19 protein-coding genes are annotated in these 19,778 nt (G+C 72.6%); 9 read left to right on the forward strand and 10 right to left on the reverse strand.

What is annotated here, in order from left to right; all coding sequences use genetic code 11:
- Nucleotides 1-71 precede the first annotated feature (71 nt).
- A complete protein-coding gene (locus tag IF47_RS31460; RefSeq protein ID WP_051717440.1) occupies nucleotides 72-1,259 on the reverse strand; it encodes a GH25 family lysozyme in 1,188 nt (395 codons plus the stop codon).
- 514 nt (nucleotides 1,260-1,773) lie between these two features.
- On the opposite strand from IF47_RS31460, the gene IF47_RS0111185 reads away from it, so the two are divergent.
- Together IF47_RS0111185 and IF47_RS0111190 are read left to right on the forward strand one after the other, a co-directional pair.
- Nucleotides 1,774-2,094, forward strand: a complete 321-nt coding sequence (locus tag IF47_RS0111185) for a hypothetical protein (protein WP_031508486.1) — start codon at nucleotides 1,774-1,776, stop codon at nucleotides 2,092-2,094.
- A gap of 113 nt (nucleotides 2,095-2,207) precedes the next feature.
- Nucleotides 2,208-3,287, forward strand: a complete 1,080-nt coding sequence (locus tag IF47_RS0111190; RefSeq protein ID WP_245641080.1) for a small ribosomal subunit Rsm22 family protein — start codon at nucleotides 2,208-2,210, stop codon at nucleotides 3,285-3,287.
- A gap of 30 nt (nucleotides 3,288-3,317) precedes the next feature.
- Here the strand turns inward: IF47_RS0111190 and ddaH are convergent, their stop codons facing one another.
- Nucleotides 3,318-4,250: a dimethylargininase gene (gene ddaH, locus IF47_RS0111195; RefSeq protein WP_425423575.1), complete on the reverse strand. Its 933-nt coding sequence runs from the start codon at nucleotides 4,248-4,250 to the stop codon at nucleotides 3,318-3,320.
- A gap of 184 nt (nucleotides 4,251-4,434) precedes the next feature.
- Between ddaH and IF47_RS0111200 the strand changes: the two genes are divergently transcribed.
- Nucleotides 4,435-5,172: a bifunctional DNA primase/polymerase gene (locus tag IF47_RS0111200; RefSeq protein WP_031508490.1), complete on the forward strand. Its 738-nt coding sequence runs from the start codon at nucleotides 4,435-4,437 to the stop codon at nucleotides 5,170-5,172.
- Nucleotides 5,173-5,233: 61 nt separating this feature from the next.
- Here the strand turns inward: IF47_RS0111200 and IF47_RS0111205 are convergent, their stop codons facing one another.
- From IF47_RS0111205 to map, 4 genes are all read right to left on the reverse strand, one after another.
- Complete coding sequence (locus IF47_RS0111205; protein ID WP_031508492.1) at nucleotides 5,234-6,220, reverse strand: SCO2278 family lipoprotein; 987 nt, start codon at nucleotides 6,218-6,220, stop codon at nucleotides 5,234-5,236.
- A gap of 292 nt (nucleotides 6,221-6,512) precedes the next feature.
- Complete coding sequence (locus IF47_RS0111210; RefSeq protein WP_031508493.1) at nucleotides 6,513-8,174, reverse strand: cellulase family glycosylhydrolase; 1,662 nt, start codon at nucleotides 8,172-8,174, stop codon at nucleotides 6,513-6,515.
- A 244-nt stretch (nucleotides 8,175-8,418) separates the two neighbouring features.
- The gene (locus IF47_RS0111215) at nucleotides 8,419-9,069 is read right to left on the reverse strand and encodes a biliverdin-producing heme oxygenase (protein WP_031508494.1); all 651 of its coding nucleotides are present in this window, start codon (nucleotides 9,067-9,069) and stop codon (nucleotides 8,419-8,421) included.
- Between the two features lie 124 nt (nucleotides 9,070-9,193).
- Nucleotides 9,194-10,051 carry a type I methionyl aminopeptidase gene (gene map, locus IF47_RS0111220; RefSeq protein ID WP_031508496.1) on the reverse strand — a complete coding sequence of 286 codons (858 nt, stop codon included), beginning with the start codon at nucleotides 10,049-10,051 and terminating at the stop codon, nucleotides 9,194-9,196.
- A 52-nt stretch (nucleotides 10,052-10,103) separates the two neighbouring features.
- Between map and IF47_RS0111225 the strand changes: the two genes are divergently transcribed.
- Nucleotides 10,104-10,346 (forward strand): hypothetical protein, encoded by a 243-nt coding sequence (locus IF47_RS0111225; RefSeq protein WP_031508497.1) that lies wholly within the window; start codon nucleotides 10,104-10,106, stop codon nucleotides 10,344-10,346.
- Nucleotides 10,347-10,478: 132 nt separating this feature from the next.
- Here the strand turns inward: IF47_RS0111225 and IF47_RS0111230 are convergent, their stop codons facing one another.
- A complete protein-coding gene (locus IF47_RS0111230) occupies nucleotides 10,479-11,786 on the reverse strand; it encodes an MFS transporter (protein WP_037732384.1) in 1,308 nt (435 codons plus the stop codon).
- Between the two features lie 230 nt (nucleotides 11,787-12,016).
- Between IF47_RS0111230 and npdG the strand changes: the two genes are divergently transcribed.
- Nucleotides 12,017-12,754, forward strand: coding sequence for an NADPH-dependent F420 reductase (gene npdG / locus IF47_RS0111235; protein WP_031508499.1), 738 nt, complete (start codon nucleotides 12,017-12,019; stop codon nucleotides 12,752-12,754).
- A gap of 185 nt (nucleotides 12,755-12,939) precedes the next feature.
- Nucleotides 12,940-13,176 carry a hypothetical protein gene (locus IF47_RS0111240; RefSeq protein WP_037732385.1) on the forward strand — a complete coding sequence of 79 codons (237 nt, stop codon included), beginning with the start codon at nucleotides 12,940-12,942 and terminating at the stop codon, nucleotides 13,174-13,176.
- Here the strand turns inward: IF47_RS0111240 and IF47_RS0111245 are convergent.
- From IF47_RS0111245 to panB, 3 genes are all read right to left on the reverse strand, one after another.
- Nucleotides 13,163-13,960 carry a site-2 protease family protein gene (locus IF47_RS0111245; RefSeq protein ID WP_031508503.1) on the reverse strand — a complete coding sequence of 266 codons (798 nt, stop codon included), beginning with the start codon at nucleotides 13,958-13,960 and terminating at the stop codon, nucleotides 13,163-13,165. The two genes, IF47_RS0111240 and IF47_RS0111245, sit on opposite strands and share 14 nt — an antisense overlap.
- A gap of 124 nt (nucleotides 13,961-14,084) precedes the next feature.
- Nucleotides 14,085-14,546: an Hsp20/alpha crystallin family protein gene (locus IF47_RS0111250; RefSeq protein WP_037732405.1), complete on the reverse strand. Its 462-nt coding sequence runs from the start codon at nucleotides 14,544-14,546 to the stop codon at nucleotides 14,085-14,087.
- 391 nt (nucleotides 14,547-14,937) lie between these two features.
- Nucleotides 14,938-15,801 (reverse strand): 3-methyl-2-oxobutanoate hydroxymethyltransferase, encoded by an 864-nt coding sequence (gene panB, locus IF47_RS0111255; protein WP_031508506.1) that lies wholly within the window; start codon nucleotides 15,799-15,801, stop codon nucleotides 14,938-14,940.
- Between the two features lie 196 nt (nucleotides 15,802-15,997).
- Here panB and IF47_RS0111260 point away from each other — a divergent pair, with 196 nt between their 5' ends.
- From IF47_RS0111260 to IF47_RS0111270, 3 genes are all read left to right on the forward strand, one after another.
- Nucleotides 15,998-17,737, forward strand: a complete 1,740-nt coding sequence (locus IF47_RS0111260) for an MFS transporter (RefSeq protein WP_245641081.1) — start codon at nucleotides 15,998-16,000, stop codon at nucleotides 17,735-17,737.
- Nucleotides 17,734-18,354, forward strand: coding sequence for a TetR/AcrR family transcriptional regulator (locus IF47_RS0111265; protein ID WP_031508508.1), 621 nt, complete (start codon nucleotides 17,734-17,736; stop codon nucleotides 18,352-18,354). Before IF47_RS0111260 ends, IF47_RS0111265 begins: the two co-directional genes overlap by 4 nt.
- Before the next feature lie 335 nt (nucleotides 18,355-18,689).
- Entirely contained in the window at nucleotides 18,690-19,736 is a 1,047-nt protein-coding gene (locus IF47_RS0111270) for an endonuclease/exonuclease/phosphatase family protein (protein WP_031508510.1), read from the forward strand.
- Nucleotides 19,737-19,778: the final 42 nt, after the last annotated feature.

A 19,778-nucleotide genomic window follows, 5' to 3' on the forward strand; every position in this document is an offset into this window, starting at 1 on the left:
CCGAAGAGAGGCGCGGGCCGTCGGTGCGAGGCCGGGAGCGCGCGGGAGGCGTCCCCGCGCACGCGCGGCGGTCAACTGCCGATCAGGGCCTGCCAGGTCATCGGGCCGACACTGCCGTCGACGGCGAGGCCCTTGGAGGACTGGAACGACTTCACCGCGGAGAGGGTCGCCGGGCCGAAGCTGCCGTCGACGGCCAGCGAGTAGCCCTTGGAGTTGAGCTGGGTCTGGACGGCCTTCACCGCGCTGCCGGTGGCGCCGGACTGCACGGTGACGATCACCTTCGACCAGGTGGCCGGCCCCGTGATGCCGTCGGCGACCAGCCCGTTGGCCCGCTGGAAGGCGGTGACCTGCGAGGTCGTGGCCGGTCCGTAGCTGCCGTCCACGGTGGTGGCGTAGCCCCGGGCGTTGAGCAGGTACTGGAGCGCCCGGACGTCCACGCCGGTGCTGCCGGACTTCAGCACCGGCCAGGCCGGGAGTTGGGTGCCGCCACCGCCGCCGCTGCCCAGGTTGGCCATGGCGCGCAGCTCGGAGAGCGAACCGCGGAAGACGTTGAGGTCCACGTTGCCGCTGATGCCGGAGACCGAGCCGGTGTCGCTGTACTGCCAGAAGGACCAGGAACGGTTCGCGCCGGGGATGGCCGCCGGCTCGTTGGAACCGCTCTGGTAACGCGGCTGCCACAGCGGGGTCGTGGCGAAGACACCGCCGTTGCCGCCCAGGCAGTCGTCCACGAACCACTTGGAGGTGTAGACGATCGGGGTGACCCCGAAGGCGGACTTGATCTTGTTGATGAAGGTGCCGATGTGCGTGGTGGTGGCGTAGGCGGGGCACGCGCCGTTGTGGTGCTCCAGGTCGATGACCGGGGGCAGTTGGCCGGCGGCCTTGCCGGTGTAACCGGCGCCGCGCAGGGTGGCGATGAAGTGGTCGGCCTGGGCGCTGCCGGTGCCCTCCGCGTAGAAGTGGTAGCCGGAGTTCATCAGCCCGGCCGCGGCGGACGCCTTGAAGTCCTGGACGAAGTAGGGGTCCACCCAGCCGGTGCTCTGGGTCGCCTTGTGGAAGACGAACTTCTGCCCCGAGGCGGCGACGCTGTTCCAGTTGATCGCCGAACCGTGGTTCCAGCGGCTGGTGTCGATGCCCTTGACGCTGTAACTGCTCGGATAGGCGGCCTGGGCCGGGGCGGTGCCGGCCAGACCGAGGGCGACGGCGGTCGTCGCGACGACCGCGACGGCCCGTGCGGACAGGCGCGTGAGGGGGATGCGCATGACCTTCCTTCGGTGATGCCCCGTCTTCTCCCGGGGACATGCGAGCCGTTCCACGGCGGGGAGTTGACGGGTACGGGAAAGCGGCGGGCTTTCTCCGCCGCCGGACGCAGCGGCGATCATTCCGGAAACGAAGGGCCTCCGGTAGTACTGCCGGTGAATTTTTCTACGCGCATTGACTCGTCAACCAGTCGAATCCCGGGGAGGTGTGGAGACGCCACAGGGACATGTCCTGGCAAGAGGGGACGCACGGGGGTGAAGAAGCAGAGGGGCGGCCTTTCCGTCCTCTTTCTCGGTTTCTCGGTTTTCTCGGTTCTCGGGTTTTCTCCTCGCGTGGGCCGCCGTGTCGCTCCGTCGAGCCCGGTGGGGGCCAACCGCACTGAGGAGTGGGCGGGTTGGGAGGATGCGGCGGCACCGGCCCACCGGGGGAAGGAACTTCGATGAGACCCGCGCGCACCACGTCGCCCGCCGTCACCGCGCTCGCTGTCGTCGGCCGCGCCGTCGGAACGGCCGGCGCGTGAGCGCCCGCCGGCGGATCGTCGCCGTCTGGGCGGGGCTGTGCCTGGCCGGGGTGGTCGCCGCCTCCGCCCTCGACGCCGAGCCGGACACGGGCCCGCCGGCCTCTCCCACCGGGGAGCCCACTCCGACGGCCACGGACGCCGTCGACTGTGAGGAGATCGCCGACCACGTCGCGCGGTCCCGAGCCGAGGCCGAGCGGGAGCGGCGGGAAGCGCTCGACCCGTCCGCGGACCCCGTGGTCCGGGACAGGGCCTTCGCCACGATGATGGTGGTGCCGGAGGAGTGCCTGGGCGTGCTCGAAGCGCGCGGCCTGATGTGACGCCGAGGCCGGCGCGCACATCGGTGCCGTGCTGCGGGAGGGAGGCGGCGGGGAACGGAAGGCGCCCTGGCCTCCGGGGCGGGGCGCGGCCACCGGGGTCCTAAGCTTTCCGGGTGCCAATCCCCTTCCACACCGCACCCCACGCCGACGAGGAACTGCGCGGCGCCCTCGCCGGTCTGCTCGACGGGCTGCCGCCGCGGCAGGCCGCCGGCGCCGTCGAGCGACTGATCACCCACTACCGGGGAAAGGTCCCCACCGGCGCGCCCGTGCTGCGGGACCGGGCGGACGTGGTGGCGTACGCCGCGTACCGGATGCCCGCCACTTTCGAGGCCGTCCGTGCCGCGCTGGGCGCCCTCGCCGACCGGGCGCCCGGGTTCGACCCGGCCGACCACCTGGACGTGGGCGGGGGGACGGGCGCGGCGGTGTGGGCCGCCGCCGGGATCTGGGGCGACGGAGGGGAGCGCACCAGGGCGACCACCGTCCTGGACTGGGCCGAGCCCGCCCTCGCGCTGGGCCGCGAGCTGGCCGGGACGTCCCGCTCGGCCGCGCTGCGCGCCGTCGAGTGGCGGCGCGCGCGGATCGCGCCCGGCGGGGAGCTGCCCGCCGCCGAGCTGATCACCGTCTCCTACGTGCTGAACGAGCTGACCGAGGACGCCCGGCACGGTCTGGTCGACGCCGCCGCGGCCTCGGGACGCGCCGTGGTGATCGTCGAACCGGGCACGCCGGCGGGCTACGAGCGGATCATCGAGGCGCGCGGGCGGCTGATCGACGCCGGGCTGCGCGTCATGGCCCCCTGCCCGCACGGCGACACGTGCCCGATAGAGCCCGGCTCGGACTGGTGCCACTTCGCCGCCCGCGTCGGCCGCTCCTCCCTCCACCGGCGGGTGAAGGGAGGCTCGCTGGCGTACGAGGACGAGAAGTTCTCCTACGTGGCGGCCGTCCGTCCCGAGGTGGCCGGCACGGCCGCCGGGGCGCGGATCGTGCGCCGGCCGCAGATCCGCAAGGGCCAGGTCCTCCTCGATCTGTGCGCCGGACCGGACGCCCGGCGCGGCGGGCTGCGGCGCGAGACCGTCACCAAACGCCACGGCCCCGCCTACCGGGCCGCGCGGGACGCGGACTGGGGCGAGGAGTGGGACGGCGGACGGGACGACGGGCGGGACGGGGAGCGGGACGCGGGCCGGGACGAGGCGTGAGCGCCGCCCCGACCCGCGCCGGGGCCGGTGTCAGGCGCGCAGCTCCGCCGTGCAGCACTTCACGCTGCCGCCGCCCTTGAGCAGCTCGCTCAGGTCGACGCCGATCGGCTCGTAGCCGCGTTCGCGCAGTGGCTCGAACAGCCCCACCGCCGCCTGCGGCAGCAGCACATGGTGCCCGTCGCCGACCGCGTTGAGACCAAAGGCGCGGGCGTCGGCCTCCCCGGCGACGATCGCGTCGGGGAAGAGCCGGGCCAGCACCGCTCGGCTGCCGGGCGAGAACGCGTCGGGGAAGTACATCACCGCGTCGTCGCGGGAGTCGTCCAGGACGCACAGCGCCGTGTCCAGGTGGTAGAAGCGCGGATCGACCAGGTCCAGGCCGATCACCGGGCGGCCGAAGAACTCCTGCGCCTCGGGGTGGGAGAGCGGGCTGCTGCGGAAGCCGCGCCCCGCCAGCAGCCACGAGGCGGTGACGGCGAAGTCGCCCTCGCCCTCGTTGATGTGCTCCGGCTCACGCACCTCGGCGAAGCCGTGCGCGCGGTACCACCGACGGTGCGCGGCGGCCTCCCCGGCCCGCTCCGGGTGCGCGAACCGGGCGCCGAGCACCCGGCCGTCGACGACGAGCGCGCCGTTGGCGGCGTACACCATGTCGGGCAGCTCCGGGTCGGGGACGAGCTCCTCGACGGTGTGGCCCAGCGAGCGGTACAGGTCGCGCAGGTGTTCCCACTGGGTGACGGCCAGCCGGAGGTCCACGGGCTTGGCGGGGTCCATCCAGGGGTTGATGGAGTAGGTGACCCGGAAGTGTGTCGGTGGACACATCAGATAGCGGCGGGGTGCGTACACGTGGGACTCCTCACAGGATCGCTGTGTGGTGGGAGATGTGCGCTGTGTGAGCAATGGTCCACCCGGAGCCCCGGAACGGCACCGCCCGGAAGGCGTTTCCTCGACGGCGAGGCCCGGCGTCATACGGGCGGAGGAGCCTTATCCGGCCAAGTTGGCGCATACAAGGACCCCCCGGTTGCCGAACGGTCTCGGGGAGGGAGCAGGATGGACAAACGGTCATCCGAGATCCGTGGATTCCGCCCGGCAACGGGCGCTCGGTTCCGTACCCTCGGAAAACACACGGTCCCGGTCGCGAGTGAGGCGGTACATGGAACGCGAAAGCAGATTCTCCCGGTGGCTGCGGCGACGCTCCCGGAGCACCGCGCGCACGATTGCCGCGCAGGAGGCGGCCCGCCTCCGCGAGGATCTGCTGCTGACGGCCGCGGCGGCGGGCTTCCCGCTGGCGCCCGCCGCGCACCCCGAGGGGTACGGCTGCTCCTGCGACCGGATCGGCTGTCCGACCCCCGGACGCCACCCCGTCTCCTTCGCCTGGCAGACGCAGGCCACCACCGACCCCGAGCAGATCGCCCGCTGGGCGAGCAACCAGCCCCTGGCGAACTTCGTCACGGCCACCGGCCGCACCCACGACGTGCTGGACGTTCCCGTGGGGGCCGGACGGGCCGCGCTGGAGCGGCTGGAGGCCGAGGACGTGGAGGTCGGGCCGGTGGCCGTGTGCGGCAACGACCCGTGGTCGGGCCGGATGCTGTTCTTCACGGCCACCCGCGGCACGCCCGACGACGAGGACGAGTGGTGGCCGTGCGAGCTGGACTGCCATCCCGAGACGCTGGACGACCACCCCGGGCTGCGCTGGCACTGCCGCGGCAGCTACGTGCTCGTACCGCCGTCGCGGCTGCCCGGCGACGATCACGGCCCCGCGGTCGGCTGGCTGCGCGCCCCCGAACGTCCGCTGCCCGATCCGCTGACGCTGCTGGAGGCCCTGACGGACGCCTGCGCCGCGCACGCCGAGGAGCAGCCGGAGCAGCCGGCCCCGTGGCCGGTGCGTTGAAACGTGCCCGCACGGCGCCGCCCGTGTCGCCGGCGCCGTCCGCGTGCCGTGGTCACTCGCGTCACTCGCCCTTGGCGCTCGTCAGGCCCTGGAGGCGGTACACCACCCCGACGTGGGGTTCGGCGGCGTCGGCGGCGGGAACGGACGCGACCTGGAGGGCGACCCGGACGTACGTCACGGACTGCTTGGGCGTCCCCTCCAACAGCGCCTTGATGTAGGGGTCCTTGACCTCCGGCCGGTAGCCCTTGGCCACCGTCTGCTTCATCTGGTGGTGCGTGGTGAAGAAGACCAGCGCACCGCCGTCCTCGGTGCGCAGCCCCAGCGGACCGAACCGCGCGTCCTCGGCGGGCAGGTCGGCCCACTCGGTGCGAGCGCCGGGACTGGTCGCCGACTTCCTCCGCTCCTCGCGGACCCGGTTGGTCAGCGGCCCGTCGGCGAAGGTGCCGCCGCCCTCGCGCAGGTAGTCGGTGTAGGCGCGGCTCAGGTCCTTCGGGGCGACGGCCAGGCGGGCCGTCTCGTCGGTGGGAACGGCCTCGACGTGGCCCTCGCCGTCCTCGGCGAACTCCGGGACGGAGTCCTCGGGCAGCACCGCCAGGTACGACGCCTTCCACTTCTCCTCGATGCCGTTCCGCGTGAAGACCAGCAGCCAGCGCGCGCCCCGGCTGCGGTTGCTGGCGGTGTCGGCGACGAAGAACTTCGGCCAGCCCGCCTGCTTGGGGATCAGGAAGCGGGCGTCGGTCAGCTCCAGCGGCTTGTGGTCGGGGTTGCCGTCGGGGTGGACGGCCTGCTTGGCCCGCAGCCCCGCCTGGTCGATGGCGCCCAGCGCGCCCGTCTCGACGGTGGTGTTGAGCTTGGGGTCGTGGGTGCGGTTGGCCTTGTTGCCGGTCGTGACGAACTCCTTCAGGACCTTGGCGGCCTCCGCCTCGGTCGTCGCCGGCACCACGGCCTTCTCGCCGTGCACCGTGAGGCAGCCCGACACCCCCGTCAGCCCCGTCAGCACCGCCACCAGCACCGCCACGGCCCTCAACCCACGTGCCTTGGTCCGCACTCTCCTCGACCCCTCCCGGACAGGCTTTTCCGGGCCGAACCCTACCGGTGTCCGACCCGGCCCGGACGCGGGGCCGGCGCTGCCTGCCACGGCGGCGCGGGGGAGAGGGGGAGGGGAGGGCCGTCCGTCGTCGAAGCCCGCCGTCGAGACGCGGAGAGCCGGTGGCCCGTGCCCATGTCGAGCCCCGCGCCGAACCGTGTCCGCCGGTGGCGTCCCACCGGCGGACACGGGGTCGTACCCGGTCCCGCCCCGGGCCAGGTCAAGGGCGGGGCCGGGCGTCCGGGGCCGGCCGTCAGGAGACCGAGCAGGCACCGCCGTCGAGCGTGAAGGCGCTCGGGCTGGCGTTGCCGCCGTTCCAGGTGCCGGTGAAGCCGACGGTCACCGAGCCGCCCGCGGGGATGGTGGAGGTGTACGAGGCGGGCCGGACGGTGACGGTGGCGCCGCTCTGGCTCGGGGTGCCGCCCCACATGTTGGTGATCGTCTGCCCGTCGGCGAACCGCCAGCCGAGCGTCCAGTCGCGGATCGCGGAGGTGCCGGTGTTGCGGACGGTGACCTCGCCCTGGAAGCCGCCCTGCCACTGGCCGACGATCTTGTAGGCGACCGAGCAGGCAGCGGTGGGCTCGCCGCCCCCGCTCGTGGTGACGGTGACCGTGGCCGAGCGCTGGGAGCGGTTGCCGGCGGCGTCCCGCGCGTACACGGCGAAGGTGTAGGAGGTGCCCGGCGTCAGGCCGGTGACGGTGGCCGAGGTGCCCGTGGTGGTCCGGACGGTGGTCTCGGAGGCGCCGTTCACCCGGACCACGTCGTACCCGGTGACCCCGACGTCGTCGGAGGAGGCCGCCCAGGACAGGGTGACGCCGGTGGAGGTCACGCCGGAGGCGGTGGGGGCGCCGGGCCGGGTCGGCGCGGTGGTGTCGCCGCCCGAGCCGCCGCCGTAGACGGTGGCCTCCTTGGAGGTCGAGGCGATGCCGTTGGGGCCGTTGAAGATCCGCTCGCCCCAGCTCGTCAGGGAGTCGGGGTCGAAGCCGTCGACCATGTCCAGGTAGCCGACGTCGCTGCTGTTGCCGCTCCAGGACCAGCCCAGGTAGCCCAGGCCGAGCCGCTGGGCGGTGGCCAGGATCGCGTCCTCGTCGGGGTTGCCGTCGGAGTGGTCGTGCCCGAACTCGCCCACCAGGATGGGCAGTCCGGCGTCGACGAAGTGGTTCAGGTAGTCCTGGACCTCGGCGGCGGTGTCGTAGACCCCGTACATGTGGATCGAGAAGAGCGTGTTGCGGTCGGGGTCGGCGGCGAAGACCGACGCGGCGTTGGCGCGCATGGTGCCCGACCAGTCCTGGCCCCAGTTGGGGGCGTCCACCATCAGCGCGTGGTCGAACCCGGCGTTCCGCAGTTTCTGGATGGCGCCCCGGGTGTCGGCGGTCCAGTTCTGGTAACCGCTGTTGCCGTGCGGCTCGTTGCCGATGTTGACGATGACGTGGTCCTCTTGGCCCTCCAGCGCGCTCTTGACACTGATCCAGTAGTCGGCCGCGCGGTCCAGGGACACCGCCCCGCTCTGCTCGCCGTAGCCGGTGGTGTCGTGCACCTCCAGGACGCAGATGAGGCGGTTGGCCTTGCACTCGGAGACGACCCTCGCCACGTCCGAGGCGTCGTTGCGGGTCCAGCGGTCGCCGCTGCTGAGGACGACCCGGACGGTGTTGGCGCCCTTGGCCTTGATGTGGGAGAAGGAGTCGAACTCGTGGGTGTACCAGGTGTGGGCGTGGTTGACGCCCCGCATCACGAAGTCGTTTCCGTTCCCCTCCAGCAGCCGTCCGCCTCGGACGTGGAGGCCGGTGGCGGCCGTGTCCTCCTCGGCGGCGTGGCCGGCGGCATGACCGGGCTGGCCGAGGCCGAACAGCGATAACGCGAGGCCGAGGAGAACTCCTCCGGCCGCGGCCGTGGTGCGGGGGGTGCGTGGTCTCATCCGTCACTCCAGACCGTGTGCTGTGACAACGATGTCGAACCGTGCGGTGGTGGTGTTGCGGCAGTGACTCCGGGAGCGCTCCCAATGAACATCCGCACCTGATGTCGCGTCAAGGGGTGCGACAATGATCGATTCCGGTTGCGGCCCGGCGCCGCGTCGCCGCCGGGCGAGCGCCGCGGGGACGTCCCCGTCGGGCACGCCGGGAACGTCCCCGCGATTCAGGGGCCGGGTTCAAGCGCCGGATTCAGGCGCTGAGCGGGAACAGCTCGCCCAACTCGCGGAAGACGGCGGTGTTCAGGGCGAAGGCGCGCCGGCACTCCTCGACGACGCGCTGCCTCTCCAGGTCGTCGACCGGCAGCGCGTCCAGCGACTCGCGGTACTCCCGCTTGAACGCCGCCGGGTTGGGGATGCCGTCGAAGACGTAGAAGCGCACGCCGTCGCCCTTGCGCGCGAAGCCCCAGGTCCGCTCGGCCCGGTCCCGGATGATCTGTCCGCCGGAGAGGTCGCCGAGGTAGCGGGTGTAGTGGTGGGCGACGTAGCCGCCCGGCCAGTCCCGCGCCACGCGGGCGATCCGGTCGGCGTACGCGGCCGTGGCCGGCAGCGGGGCGAGCGTCCCGCGCCAACCGTCGCCGCCGTGCAGGTGCGTCAGGTCCCGCTCCAACGCGGCGGTGCGGGCCAGTTCGGGCCGGAGGAACGGTCCGGCGACCGGATCGTTCGCGAGTCGGTCCGCCTCGCCCTCCAGGGCGCGGTAGACGAACCACAACTGTTCCGTGTAGCGGACGTACGCCTCCACCCCCAACCGCCCGCCCAGGAGGTCGCTCATGAAGGCGGAGGTCTCGGCCTCCGTGTGCTGCTGCTGCGAGGCGGTGCGGATGAGGGTGGAGAACGGAGTCATGGCGGGCCTCCGGGGAAAGGCGACGGAAGGGGCGGAACGCCACCGTGGTGGCGCCGCCGCGCCATGATTCTCATTGGTTAGGTATGCCTAAGTCAATGTGTTGCCGACACCTTGTCGGAAAAACTCAGGGCAGTGTCAGGATCTCCGCCCCCGTCTCGGTGACCACCAGCGTGTGCTCGAACTGGGCCGTCCGCTTGCGGTCCTTGGTGACGACCGTCCAGCCGTCCTGCCACATCTCCCACTCGTGGGTGCCCAGCGTCAGCATCGGCTCGATGGTGAACGTCATGCCCGGCTTCATCACGGTCGTCGCGCGCGGGTCGTCGTAGTGGGGGATGATCAGCCCCGAGTGGAACGAGGTGTTGATCCCGTGGCCGGTGAAGTCGCGCACCACCCCGTAACCGAAGCGCTTGGCGTACGACTCGATGACCCGGCCGATGACGTTGATCTGCCGGCCCGGCTTCACCGCCTTGATCGCGCGGTTCAGCGACTCGCGCGTCCGCTCCACCAGCAGCCGCGACTCCTCGTCCACGTCCCCGCACAGGTAGGTGGCGTTGGTGTCGCCGTGCACGCCGCCGATGTAGGCGGTCACGTCCAGGTTCACGATGTCGCCGTCGCGCAGCACGGTCGAGTCCGGGATGCCGTGGCAGATCACCTCGTTGATCGAGGAGCACAGCGACTTGGGGAAGTTCCGGTACCCCAGGGTGGAGGGGTACGCCCCGTGGTCGCACAGGTACTCGTGCGCCACCTCGTCCAGCTTGTCGGTGGTCACACCGGGCGCGATGTGCTTGGCGGCCTCCTCCATCGCGCGGGCCGCGATCCCGCCCGCGATCCGCATCCTCTCGACGGTCTCGGCGTCCTGCACCTCCGGCCCGGTGTACGGCGTCGGAGCGTCCTTCCCGACGTACTCCGGACGGGCGATCGAGGCGGGCACCGTGCGCCTCGGGGAGAGGGTGCCGGGAACAAGAAGCGACTGGCCAGACATGTGCGCGAGTCTAGTCGCGATAGGTGACGCCACCAGGGGGCAGCATGACCCCATGGCACTCTTCAAACGCAGGAACACCGGCAGGCCCGGCGAGTGGTTCTACTGCCTCGAACACCGCACGGTCGAGGAGGGTCCACAGTGCCCGGCCAGGAACCGTCTGGGGCCCTACCCGACCCGCGCGGAGGCGGAACGCGCGATGGAGACCGCCCACGAACGGAACGCCCAGTGGGAGAACGACGCCCGCTGGAACGACGACGACGAAACCCCCGACTCCCCCCGGAAGCCCGCGGACTGACGCGCGTCCCTCCGCGTCCGGGGCGTCCGACGCCGCCGGAATCGCCCCGCGCCGGACCGCCGCGGGGCGGGGCGGTCCCGTGGCGGCGGACGGGGAGGGGCGGCCGGCCCGCCCCCGAGCCGCGAGCGGGGCTCAGAGCGTCGTCGGGGCGGGCCCGGAGTCGGCCTCGCCGTCCGGCGAGGCGGCCCTTCGCACCGCCGCCGCGTGCGGACTCGTGCGCACGTCGTACGCCATCAGCCTCGGCAGGGTCAGTGCCAGCAGCCCCACCGCCACCACACACGCCAGCCCACCGCCCCAGACCGAGAAGCGCACCGAGGTGAGGGCGGCCATCCCGCCCGCGCGGATCTGCCCGAGCTGCGGACCCGCCGCGTACGACAGCATCTCGATCCCGGCCAGCCGCCCCCGCAGCTCGTCGGGGATCGTCTGGTTCCAGATCGTGCGGCGGAAGATCCCGCTCACCGCGTTGCACCCGCCGCCCACCGTGAGGAACAGCAGTACCGACCAGACGTTCCCGGCCAGCCCGGCCGCCACCATCGACGCCCCCCAGCCGGCCGCCGCGAGGACCACCGCCCGGCCGTGCCGGTGGACGCGCCGGACCCAGCCGCTCGTCGCGCTGACGACCGCGGCCCCCAGCGGGAAGGCGGCGAACATCAGCCCCACCGACCACGGCGCGTCCAGGTCGTCCGCGAGGAAGGTGAAGAGCGCGATGGGGAAGGACAGGACCGTGGCCGCCAGGTCGACGGCGTAGGTGCCCAGCAGGTCCTTGCGGCTCCACGCGTAGCGCGCGCCCTCGGCGATGCCGCGCAGCGACGGCCGCGCGGCCCCGTGGGAGGGAGGGGAGGGGCGCAGACCGCGGGCCAGGGCGACGGAGATCGCGAAGGTCACGGTGTTGATCGCGTACGCCCACTCCAGTCCGGCGAAGGTGATCAGCACACCGCTCAGGGACGGTGCGGCCACCCCGCCGATCTGCCAACGCACGGAGTTGAGCGCGACGGCCGCCGGGAGCTGCTCGTGCGGGACGACGCGCGGCACGATCGCCTCCAACGCCGGACGCTGGAGGCCGCCGAGCGCGCTGTTCAGGGCAGCCGCCGCGTACAGCGGCCAGACCATCGGCTCGGGCAGCAGACTGTTGGCCAACAGCATCAGGGCCGTCGCCCCGAGGGCGCCCTCGGTCCACAGCAGCAGCCTGCGCCGGTCCACGGCGTCCGCGAGCGCCCCGCCGTACAGGCCGAAGACCACCAGCGGCACCAACTCCGCCACGCCGAGCGCGCCGACGGCGACCGTCGAGCCGGTCAGTTCCTTGAGTTGGAGGGGCAGGGCCACGAACGTGAGGAAGGTGCCGAAGACGGTGACCGCGCCCGAACACCACAGCAGTCGGAAATCCCGCGAGGAGCGCCAGGGGGAGAGGTCGGGCAGCAGGGCGCTCGGCTTGAAGGACACGAGGGCCCATCGTGGGCGGGCGCTCCCGCCGCCGCAACGGGTTTGCGCGCGGGCCGCCGCACCGGACGGTCGCGGAAGCGCCGGCGGGAGCACCGGCGGCGTCCCGCCGCGTCCGGTCGCTGCCGCCCGCTCGGCCCGACCTGCCCTCGTACGGGTGGCCCGGCGCGGCACCCGGACGTTTGTTACCACCTGGTAGCGAGTGCGCGGCGGAGGGCCGGCAGGATGCGGGCATGACTTCGAACGACGCATCCGCACAGACCGCAGGCGCCGCCCAGGAGGCGCCGAAGAAGGCCCCCGCGAAGGACCCCTGGGAGCTGCCGGACGTCTCCGGCCTGGTGGTCGGCGTCCTCGGCGGCACCGGCGACCAGGGACGCGGCCTGGCGTACCGGTTGGCCAAGGCCGGACAGAAGGTGATCATCGGCTCACGGGCGGCGGACCGGGCACGGGCCGCCGCCGAGGAACTGGGCCACGGCGTGGAGGGCGCGGACAACGCCGAGTGCGCGCGCCGCAGCGACATCGTGATCGTCGCGGTGCCGTGGGAGGGCCACGCCGCGACGTTGGAGAGCCTGCGGGAGGAGCTGGCGGGCAAGCTGGTGGTGGACTGCGTCAACCCGCTCGGCTTTGACAAGAAGGGCGCCTACGCGCTGAAGCCCGAGGAGGGCAGCGCGGCCGAGCAGGCCGCCGCGCTGCTGCCCGACTCGCGGGTGACCGCGGCCTTCCACCACCTGTCGGCCGTCCTGCTCCAGAACCCGGAGATCGAGGAGATCGAGACCGACGTGATGGTGCTGGGGGAGGTGCGGGCCGACTGCGAGATCGTGCAGGCGCTCGCGAGCCGCATCCCGGGCATGCGCGGCGTCTTCGCGGGCCGGCTGCGCAACGCCCACCAGGTGGAGTCGCTGGTCGCCAACCTGATCTCGGTCAACCGCCGGTACAAGGCGCACGCGGGCATCCGGCTCACGGACATCTGAGCCGTTCCGGACGGGCGGCGAGGGGTTCGCCGCCCGGACCGGGGCCGTGCCGGACGGGCGGCGCCGGACGCGCGGGACGCTCCGGGGGCGCGCCCAGGACACGGCCTCCCCGGAGCGGGACGGCACCGGGGATGGGGGACAATGGGCGTGTCGTACCACCGTCCGCACGTATGGAGCCCGCCCCCATGGCCCCCTCGTCCCCGTCCGGCCCGTCCCGGCGACTGTCCGTCTTCGCCCTGGTCGTCTGCGGCCTCGCCGTCGTCGCGGCGGTGGTGTCCTTCGTGAAGGGTGCCTGGCTGGTGGGGGTCGTCTGGGTCCTCATGGCCGGGCTGTCGTCCAACATGGCCTGGTACTACGTCCGCCGCGACCGGCTGGCGCGGGCCACGGCGGAGGCGAACGGCGCCGGGGTCAACGGGGAATGACGACGTTCTGGGGCTCGCCCTCCCAGAACCGGAAGTACTGCAATCCGTAGGCGGTCTCCTGCCAGGAGATGCCCAGGGCCGTCATGAGGGAGTCGACGCCCTCCCAGAAGACGGCGTTGACCTCCGGAATCCACAGGCAGGCGAAGACCGCGATCAGGCCGAAGGGCGCGAAGGGCTCCACCTGGCGGCGGATCGCGGGGGAGAGCCACGGCTCCAGGACGCCGTATCCGTCCAGGCCGGGCACGGGCAGGAAGTTCAGGATCGCGGCCGTCACCTGGAGCATCGCCAGGAAGGCCAGCGCGCAGCGGAACGCGACCGGCACGTCGTCCACCAGACCCAGCCAGAACGGCGCGGTCAGGGCCACGGCCAGGGCCGCGTTGACCAGCGGGCCGGCGGCCGAGATCAGGCTGTGCCGCAGCCGGCCCCGGATGCGGTGGCGCTCGATGAACACCGCGCCGCCGGGCAGTCCGATCCCGCCCATCACGACGAAGAGCACGGGCAGGACGACGCTCAGCAGCGCATGGGTGTACTTGAAGGGGTTGAGGGTGAGATAGCCCTTGGCGCCGATGGATATGTCGCCCCCGTGCAGCGCGGTGCGCGCGTGCGCGTACTCGTGGAGGCAGAGCGAGACGATCCACGCCGAGACGACGAAGAGGAACACCGCGAAGCCGGCGTTCGACGCGAAGTCCGTCCACACCCCCCAGGCCGACACGCCCATCACGGCGAGGAGACCCAGGAACACGGGGCTGATCCGTCTGTCGCTGCGGGTGCCGGACACGCTCATGGGCCCCGACCGTACCCGGCGCGCGGTTCGGGGCGCGAACCCGGTCGCCGCCGGTGCCCGCGCCCCGGGAGACCGCCTCCGCGGGGCCGCTCCCGAGGGGGCCGCCCCGCGGAGGCGGGAGGGGTCACGTCCCGCCGATGCGGATCGTGCGGCGCTTGCCCCGCGGTGACTTGGGGATGCGCACGGTGAGCACCCCGTCGGCCATCTCGGCCGCCACCTTGTCGCCGTCGATGTCGTTCGGGACGATGGTGCGGTAGGAGAAGCGGCCGGTCCGGCGGCTGAGCACCTTCCCCTGCTGCTCCTCGTCGAGTTGGCCGGTGATGTGCAGTTCGTTGCCGTCCAGTTCCACCATCACGTTGTCTCGGGGGATGCCGGGCAGCTCGGCCCGCACCACGTAGGCGTCCTCGGCTTCCTCCTCCTCGACCATGGGCACCCACGGCCGTTCGCCGGTGGGCATGGTGCCCTGGCGGAAGAAGCGATTCATCTCCCCCCAGAGGTTCTCGAACTCGCTGAGCGGGTCCCGCCGGCCCCAGCCCGGCTGGTGCCGCGTCGGACCCGGGGCGTTCTCTCCACGCCGTACTGGCATCTTCACCACTGTTCGTTCCTCCCGGCGCCGTCTTCGGTCGCGGAGGGCGCCCGGCCGCCCGTACGAGGGGCTGTCGGACGGACGCCCTCCACCGGTGTCGCGCCACGCGGGTATCCGTGATGAACCGACTCATTCTCGGTCGAACACCCCCAAGCGCTCCCGAACATGCCCAAACCGTCCGAGCGCGTCCAATGGGCCGCGCGGCCGGGGCGCCGTGGCCGTGGACTGGGCCATGGTGGACCGTGCGGGGCGCCGACGGACGGCCGACGGCCCGCCGACAGGGGCTGGGGGAGTTCTGTCGACGGGCCGTCGGCGGGTGACCGGTGGGGGAAGCCGGTCAGGGGAGGGTGGTCGCGGAGGGCGGCGGAGGCCCGGGATCAGCGGAACGTGATCAGTGGAAGGAGTGCTCCTCGGCCGGGAACGTGCCGCCGACCACGTCCTGCGCGTACTCCCTGGCGGCCTCGCCCAGCGCCTCGCGCAGCTTCGCGTACTGCTTGACGAAGCGCGGCACGCGGCCCGAGGTCAGGCCCGCCATGTCCGTCCAGACCAGGACCTGCGCGTCGCACCCGGCGCCGGCGCCGATGCCGACGGTCGGGATGTGCAGGGAGCGGGTGACCTCGGCGGCCAGCTCGGCCGGGACCAGCTCCAGGACGACCGCGAAGGCGCCCGCCTCCTGAGCGGCCTTGGCGTCGCGCAGCAACTGCTGCGCCGCCTCCTCGTCGCGGCCCTGGACGTAGTAGCCGCCCAGCGCGTTGACCGACTGCGGGGTCAGGCCCAGGTGGGCCATCACCGGGATGCCGGACTGCACCAGCAGCTCGGTCTGGGGCAGGGACCGCTCGCCGCCCTCCAGCTTGATCGCGCCCACGCCCGCCTCCTTCACCAGGCGGGTGGCGTTGCGCAGGGCCTGGACGGGGCCCTCCTGGTAGGCGCCGAAGGGCAGGTCGGCGACGACCAGCGCCCGCTTGGTGCCGCGGACGACGGCGGCGGAGAGCACGGCCATCTCGTCCATGGTGACCGGGACGGTGCTGTCGTAGCCGAGGTGGCAGTTGCCCGCCGAGTCCCCGACCAGCAGGACGGGGATGCCCGCCTCGTCGAAGACGGACGCGGTCATCGCGTCGTAGGCGGTGAGCATGGGCCATTTCTCGCCGCGCCCCTTGGCGGCGGCCAGGTCCCGGACGGTGATGCGTCGCTGCTGCGTTCCGCCGTACAGCGCCTTGCTCCGGCTGCTGTCGGTGGCCTGCTGGGCATGCGTCATTGCGCTGGCTCCCGTGTGGTCGTCTCGAGGCGCCCTCACGGCGTCCCCGGATCACGTCCATGGTGGCATCCCCGTCGGGGAGGGGGGAAGGGGGACGGGCACGGCTCACAGGGTTCGGCCGGCGGGATTCGGCCGGACGCGAGGCACGGAGGTGATACGAGACGGTTCCGTATCGGAAAGTTCTACTCTGTCCTTTATGACCGAAATGAGTGTCGGGTCCGCGCAGGCACCCGTACCCGAGTCCGTCCGCCGCCGGCGCTGGGCGATCCTGGCCGTGTTGATGCTCAGCCTGCTGATCGTCGTGCTGGACAACTCGATCCTCAACGTCGCGATGAAGACCATCGCGACCCCGGCCCCCACCGGCCTGGGCGCCACCCAGAGCCAGTTGGAGTGGGCGATCAACTCCTACACGCTCGTCTTCGCGGGCCTGCTGTTCACCTCGGGCCTGCTGGGCGACCGGTACGGGCGCAAGAGGGTGCTGCTGTTCGGCTTGGCCGTGTTCGGCGTGGCCTCGGTGCTGGCCGGACTCTCCGACACGCCCGGCGAGCTGATCGCCTACCGTGCGCTGATGGGCTTCGGCGGCGCCTTCGTGATGCCCTCCACCCTCGCCGTCCTGATGAACGTCTTCGACCGCGAGGAGCAGCCCAAGGCCATCGGCGTCTGGTCGGGCGGCGTCGGCCTGGCCATCGCCATCGGCCCGATCACCGGCGGCGTGCTCCTGGAGCACTTCTGGTGGGGGTCGGTCTTCCTGGTCAACGTCCCCATCGTGATCGTCGCCCTGATCGCCATGGCGCTGCTGGTCCCCGAGTCGAGGGACCCCGCGCCCGGCCGGCTGGACCCCCTCGGCGTCCTGCTGACGATCGTCGGCCTGGTGCTGCTGGTGTACGGCATCATCAAGGGCGGCCAACTCGCCGACTTCACCGATCCCGAGGTGCTGCTCACGGTGGGCGGCGGCCTCGTCGTCCTGGTCGGCTTCGTGTTCCACGAGAGGCGCAGCGACCACCCGGCCCTCGACGTCCGGCACTTCCGCGACCCCGCCTTCTCGGCGGCCGTCGCCGCCATCGCGCTGGCCTTCTTCGCGCTGATGGGCGTGACGTTCTTCATGGTCTTCTACACCCAGAGCGTGCGCGGCTACAGCCCGCTCCAGACCGGCCTGCTGATGCTGCCGCTCGCCGCGTCGCAGTTGTTCTTCTCGCCCCGGGCCCGGCTGGTCGTGGAGCGCTTCGGCATCCGGGCGACGTGCACCGGCGGCATGCTGGTCATCGCCGCCACCATGGCGTCGTTCCTGCTGTTCGACGCCGACACCCCGATCTGGCTCCTGACGGTGGTCTTCTTCCTCCAGGCCGCCGGGATGGCGCACATCATGACGCCCGCCACCGTCGCGGTCATGCAGTCGCTGCCCCGGCGGAAGGCGGGCTCCGGGTCGGCGGTCAACAACATCTTCCGGCAGGTCGGCGGCGCGCTGGGCGTCGCGCTGCTCGGCTCGCTGCTCTCCGCGGCCTACCGCCGGCGGATCGACGAGGACGTGGCCGCCGTCCCCGGCCTGACGGAGGGCGCGCGCCACGCGGCGGGCGAGTCCATCGAGGCCACCCTGGCGGCGGCGGACCGGTTGGGCCCGGCGGGCCGGTCCCTGGCCGAACGGGCCGGCGAGGCGTTCGTCCACGCCATGCACGTCACGGTCATCGGCTCCGCCTCGATCGCCCTGCTCGGCGCGGTCGTCGTCGCGCTCTTCCTGCCCGGCCGACGGGCGCCCGGGGAGCGGGCCGGCGAGGAGAGGGAACGGGACACGGAGGAGACGAAGGACGCGGGGGAGACGGAGGACGCGGAGAGCCGGAAGGACGCGGAGGGCGCCGAGGAGTCCGAGGAGTCCGAGGAGGGCGCCGAGGAGGCCGGTCGGGAACGGAACCCCGTGGAGCCCGTGGAGGCGGAACGGTGACCGAATCCGAGGCGGAGGCCCGCGGCGCGCGGCCTGCCGCCCGCGGCAGGCCGCGCAGCGCCGCTGCGGACCGGGCGATCGTCGAGGCCGTCCTGCGCCTGCTGGAGCGGGGCGTCGGCGTCGACGCGCTGTCCATGGAGGGCATAGCCCGGGAGGCGGGGGTCGGCAAGGCGACCGTCTACCGCCGTTGGTCCGGCAAGGACGCCCTGCTGCTGGACGTCATGCGCACCCTGGAGGAACCCCCGGACGAGGTGCGCGGCGAATCCGTCCGCGACGATCTGGTGGACATTCTGGAGCGACTGCGACAACGGGGCCTGGCCAAACGGAACTCCGCGATCCTGCGGGCCATGACCAGCCATTTCCACAGTCACCCCAGGCTGTGGCAGGAGTACCACGACACCGTGATCCGCGCGCGGCGCGACCTGCTGCACTCGGTGCTGCGGCGCGGCATGGCCCGCGGCGAGATCCGCGCCGACCTGGACGTGGAACTGCTGGGCGAGCTGTTCATCGGGCCGATGCTGTCACGGGCGCTGCTGCGCGCATGGGCGGAGTTGCCCGAGGGGTTGGCGGAACGGATCGTGGACGGCGTGCTGGAAGGGGCGCGTCCGCGCGAGTGAACCGGAGACGGCCGGAACGCGGTGGGACGACACGGTGGGACGACGCGGCGAAAAGGCGTCGCCCGACCATGGGCGCCGATCCGCCCCCGACGCGCCGATGGTGTCCGGTTCACCCGTTGTGCCCGTGGTGCGGACGCCGGAATGTGCGCGTTTCGTTACAGTGGCGGGGTGCCGCCGGGGGTCAGGAACCCGCCGCCCGACCGTATTCGTCCTGGCAGACGTACCGGCGTGCGGGCCGCTCGGCGCGGTCGGCACGCCTCGAAGGGCAGGACCGGTCGCCGTCCGGAACGCCGAGCCGGGCGGCGGGCCGTGGCGATGGCAAGTGAGGACGGCGGATGGCACGGGCGTACACGACGGAGGCGGACACGGAGCCGGGGCGGAACGGGACGGACCGGCGGTCCGGTTCCACATCCCCCGCCGTCGCCCGGGCCCGGCGCGCGATCGCCCGCCTGAACGGCGACGGGTGGTGGCGGCGCGGCCGGCTCATCGCACTGCTCGCCGTGGCGCTCGCCCTGGTGATGGCCCTGCACGCGCGGGTGCCCAACCGGATCGGCAACCTGGGCAGTCTGCTGGAGACCTTCCTGCCGTGGGTGGGACTGGCGATTCCGGTGCTGCTCCTGGCCGCCGTGCTGCGCCGCTCGGCCACCGGGCTCGTCGCGCTGCTGCTGCCCGTGCTGGTCTGGGTGGACATGTTCGGCGGTCTGATCACCGACAAGCGGGGCACGGGCGGCGATCTGACGGTCGTCACCCACAACGTCAGCGCCGGCAACCCCGACCCCGCGGGCACGGCACGCCGGTTGGCGGAGTCCGGCGCCGAGGTGGTGGCCCTGCAGGAACTGCCCGGTCGGTCGGTGGCGGAGTACGAGGAGGCGTTGGAGGACGCCTATCCCCACCACACCGTGCAGGGCACGGTCGGCCTGTGGAGCAAGTACCCGCTCGACGACGCCGAGCCGGTGGACATCGGGATCGGCTGGACCCGGGCGATGCGCGCCACCGTGACCACGCCGCGCGGGGACGTCGCCGTCTACGGCGCGCACCTGCCGTCGGTGCGGGTGAGGTTCGAGGCCGGGTTCACCGCCCGTCAGCGGGACATGGCCGCCGACCTGTTGGGCGAGGCCATCGCACGGGAACCGATCGACCGGGTCGTGCTGCTGGGCGACCTCAACGGGACGATGAACGACCGGGCGCTGGCGTCCGTCACCTCCCAGATGCGCTCCACACAGGGCGCGGCGGGCAACGGCTTCGGCTTCAGTTGGCCCGCGTCGTTCCCGATGACCCGGATCGACCAGATCATGGTCAAGGGGGTCGAGCCGGTGTCGTCGTGGACGCTGCCGCCGACCGGGAGCGACCACCTGCCGCTCGCGGCGTCGGTGAGTTGGTAGCGCGAGGTTCTGGAGAACCGAACTCTTCGACGTCGAGAGGAC

The organism is Streptomyces megasporus (genome assembly GCF_000718985.1).
In the GTDB taxonomy this organism is placed as follows: Bacteria; Actinomycetota; Actinomycetes; order Streptomycetales; family Streptomycetaceae; genus Streptomyces; species Streptomyces megasporus.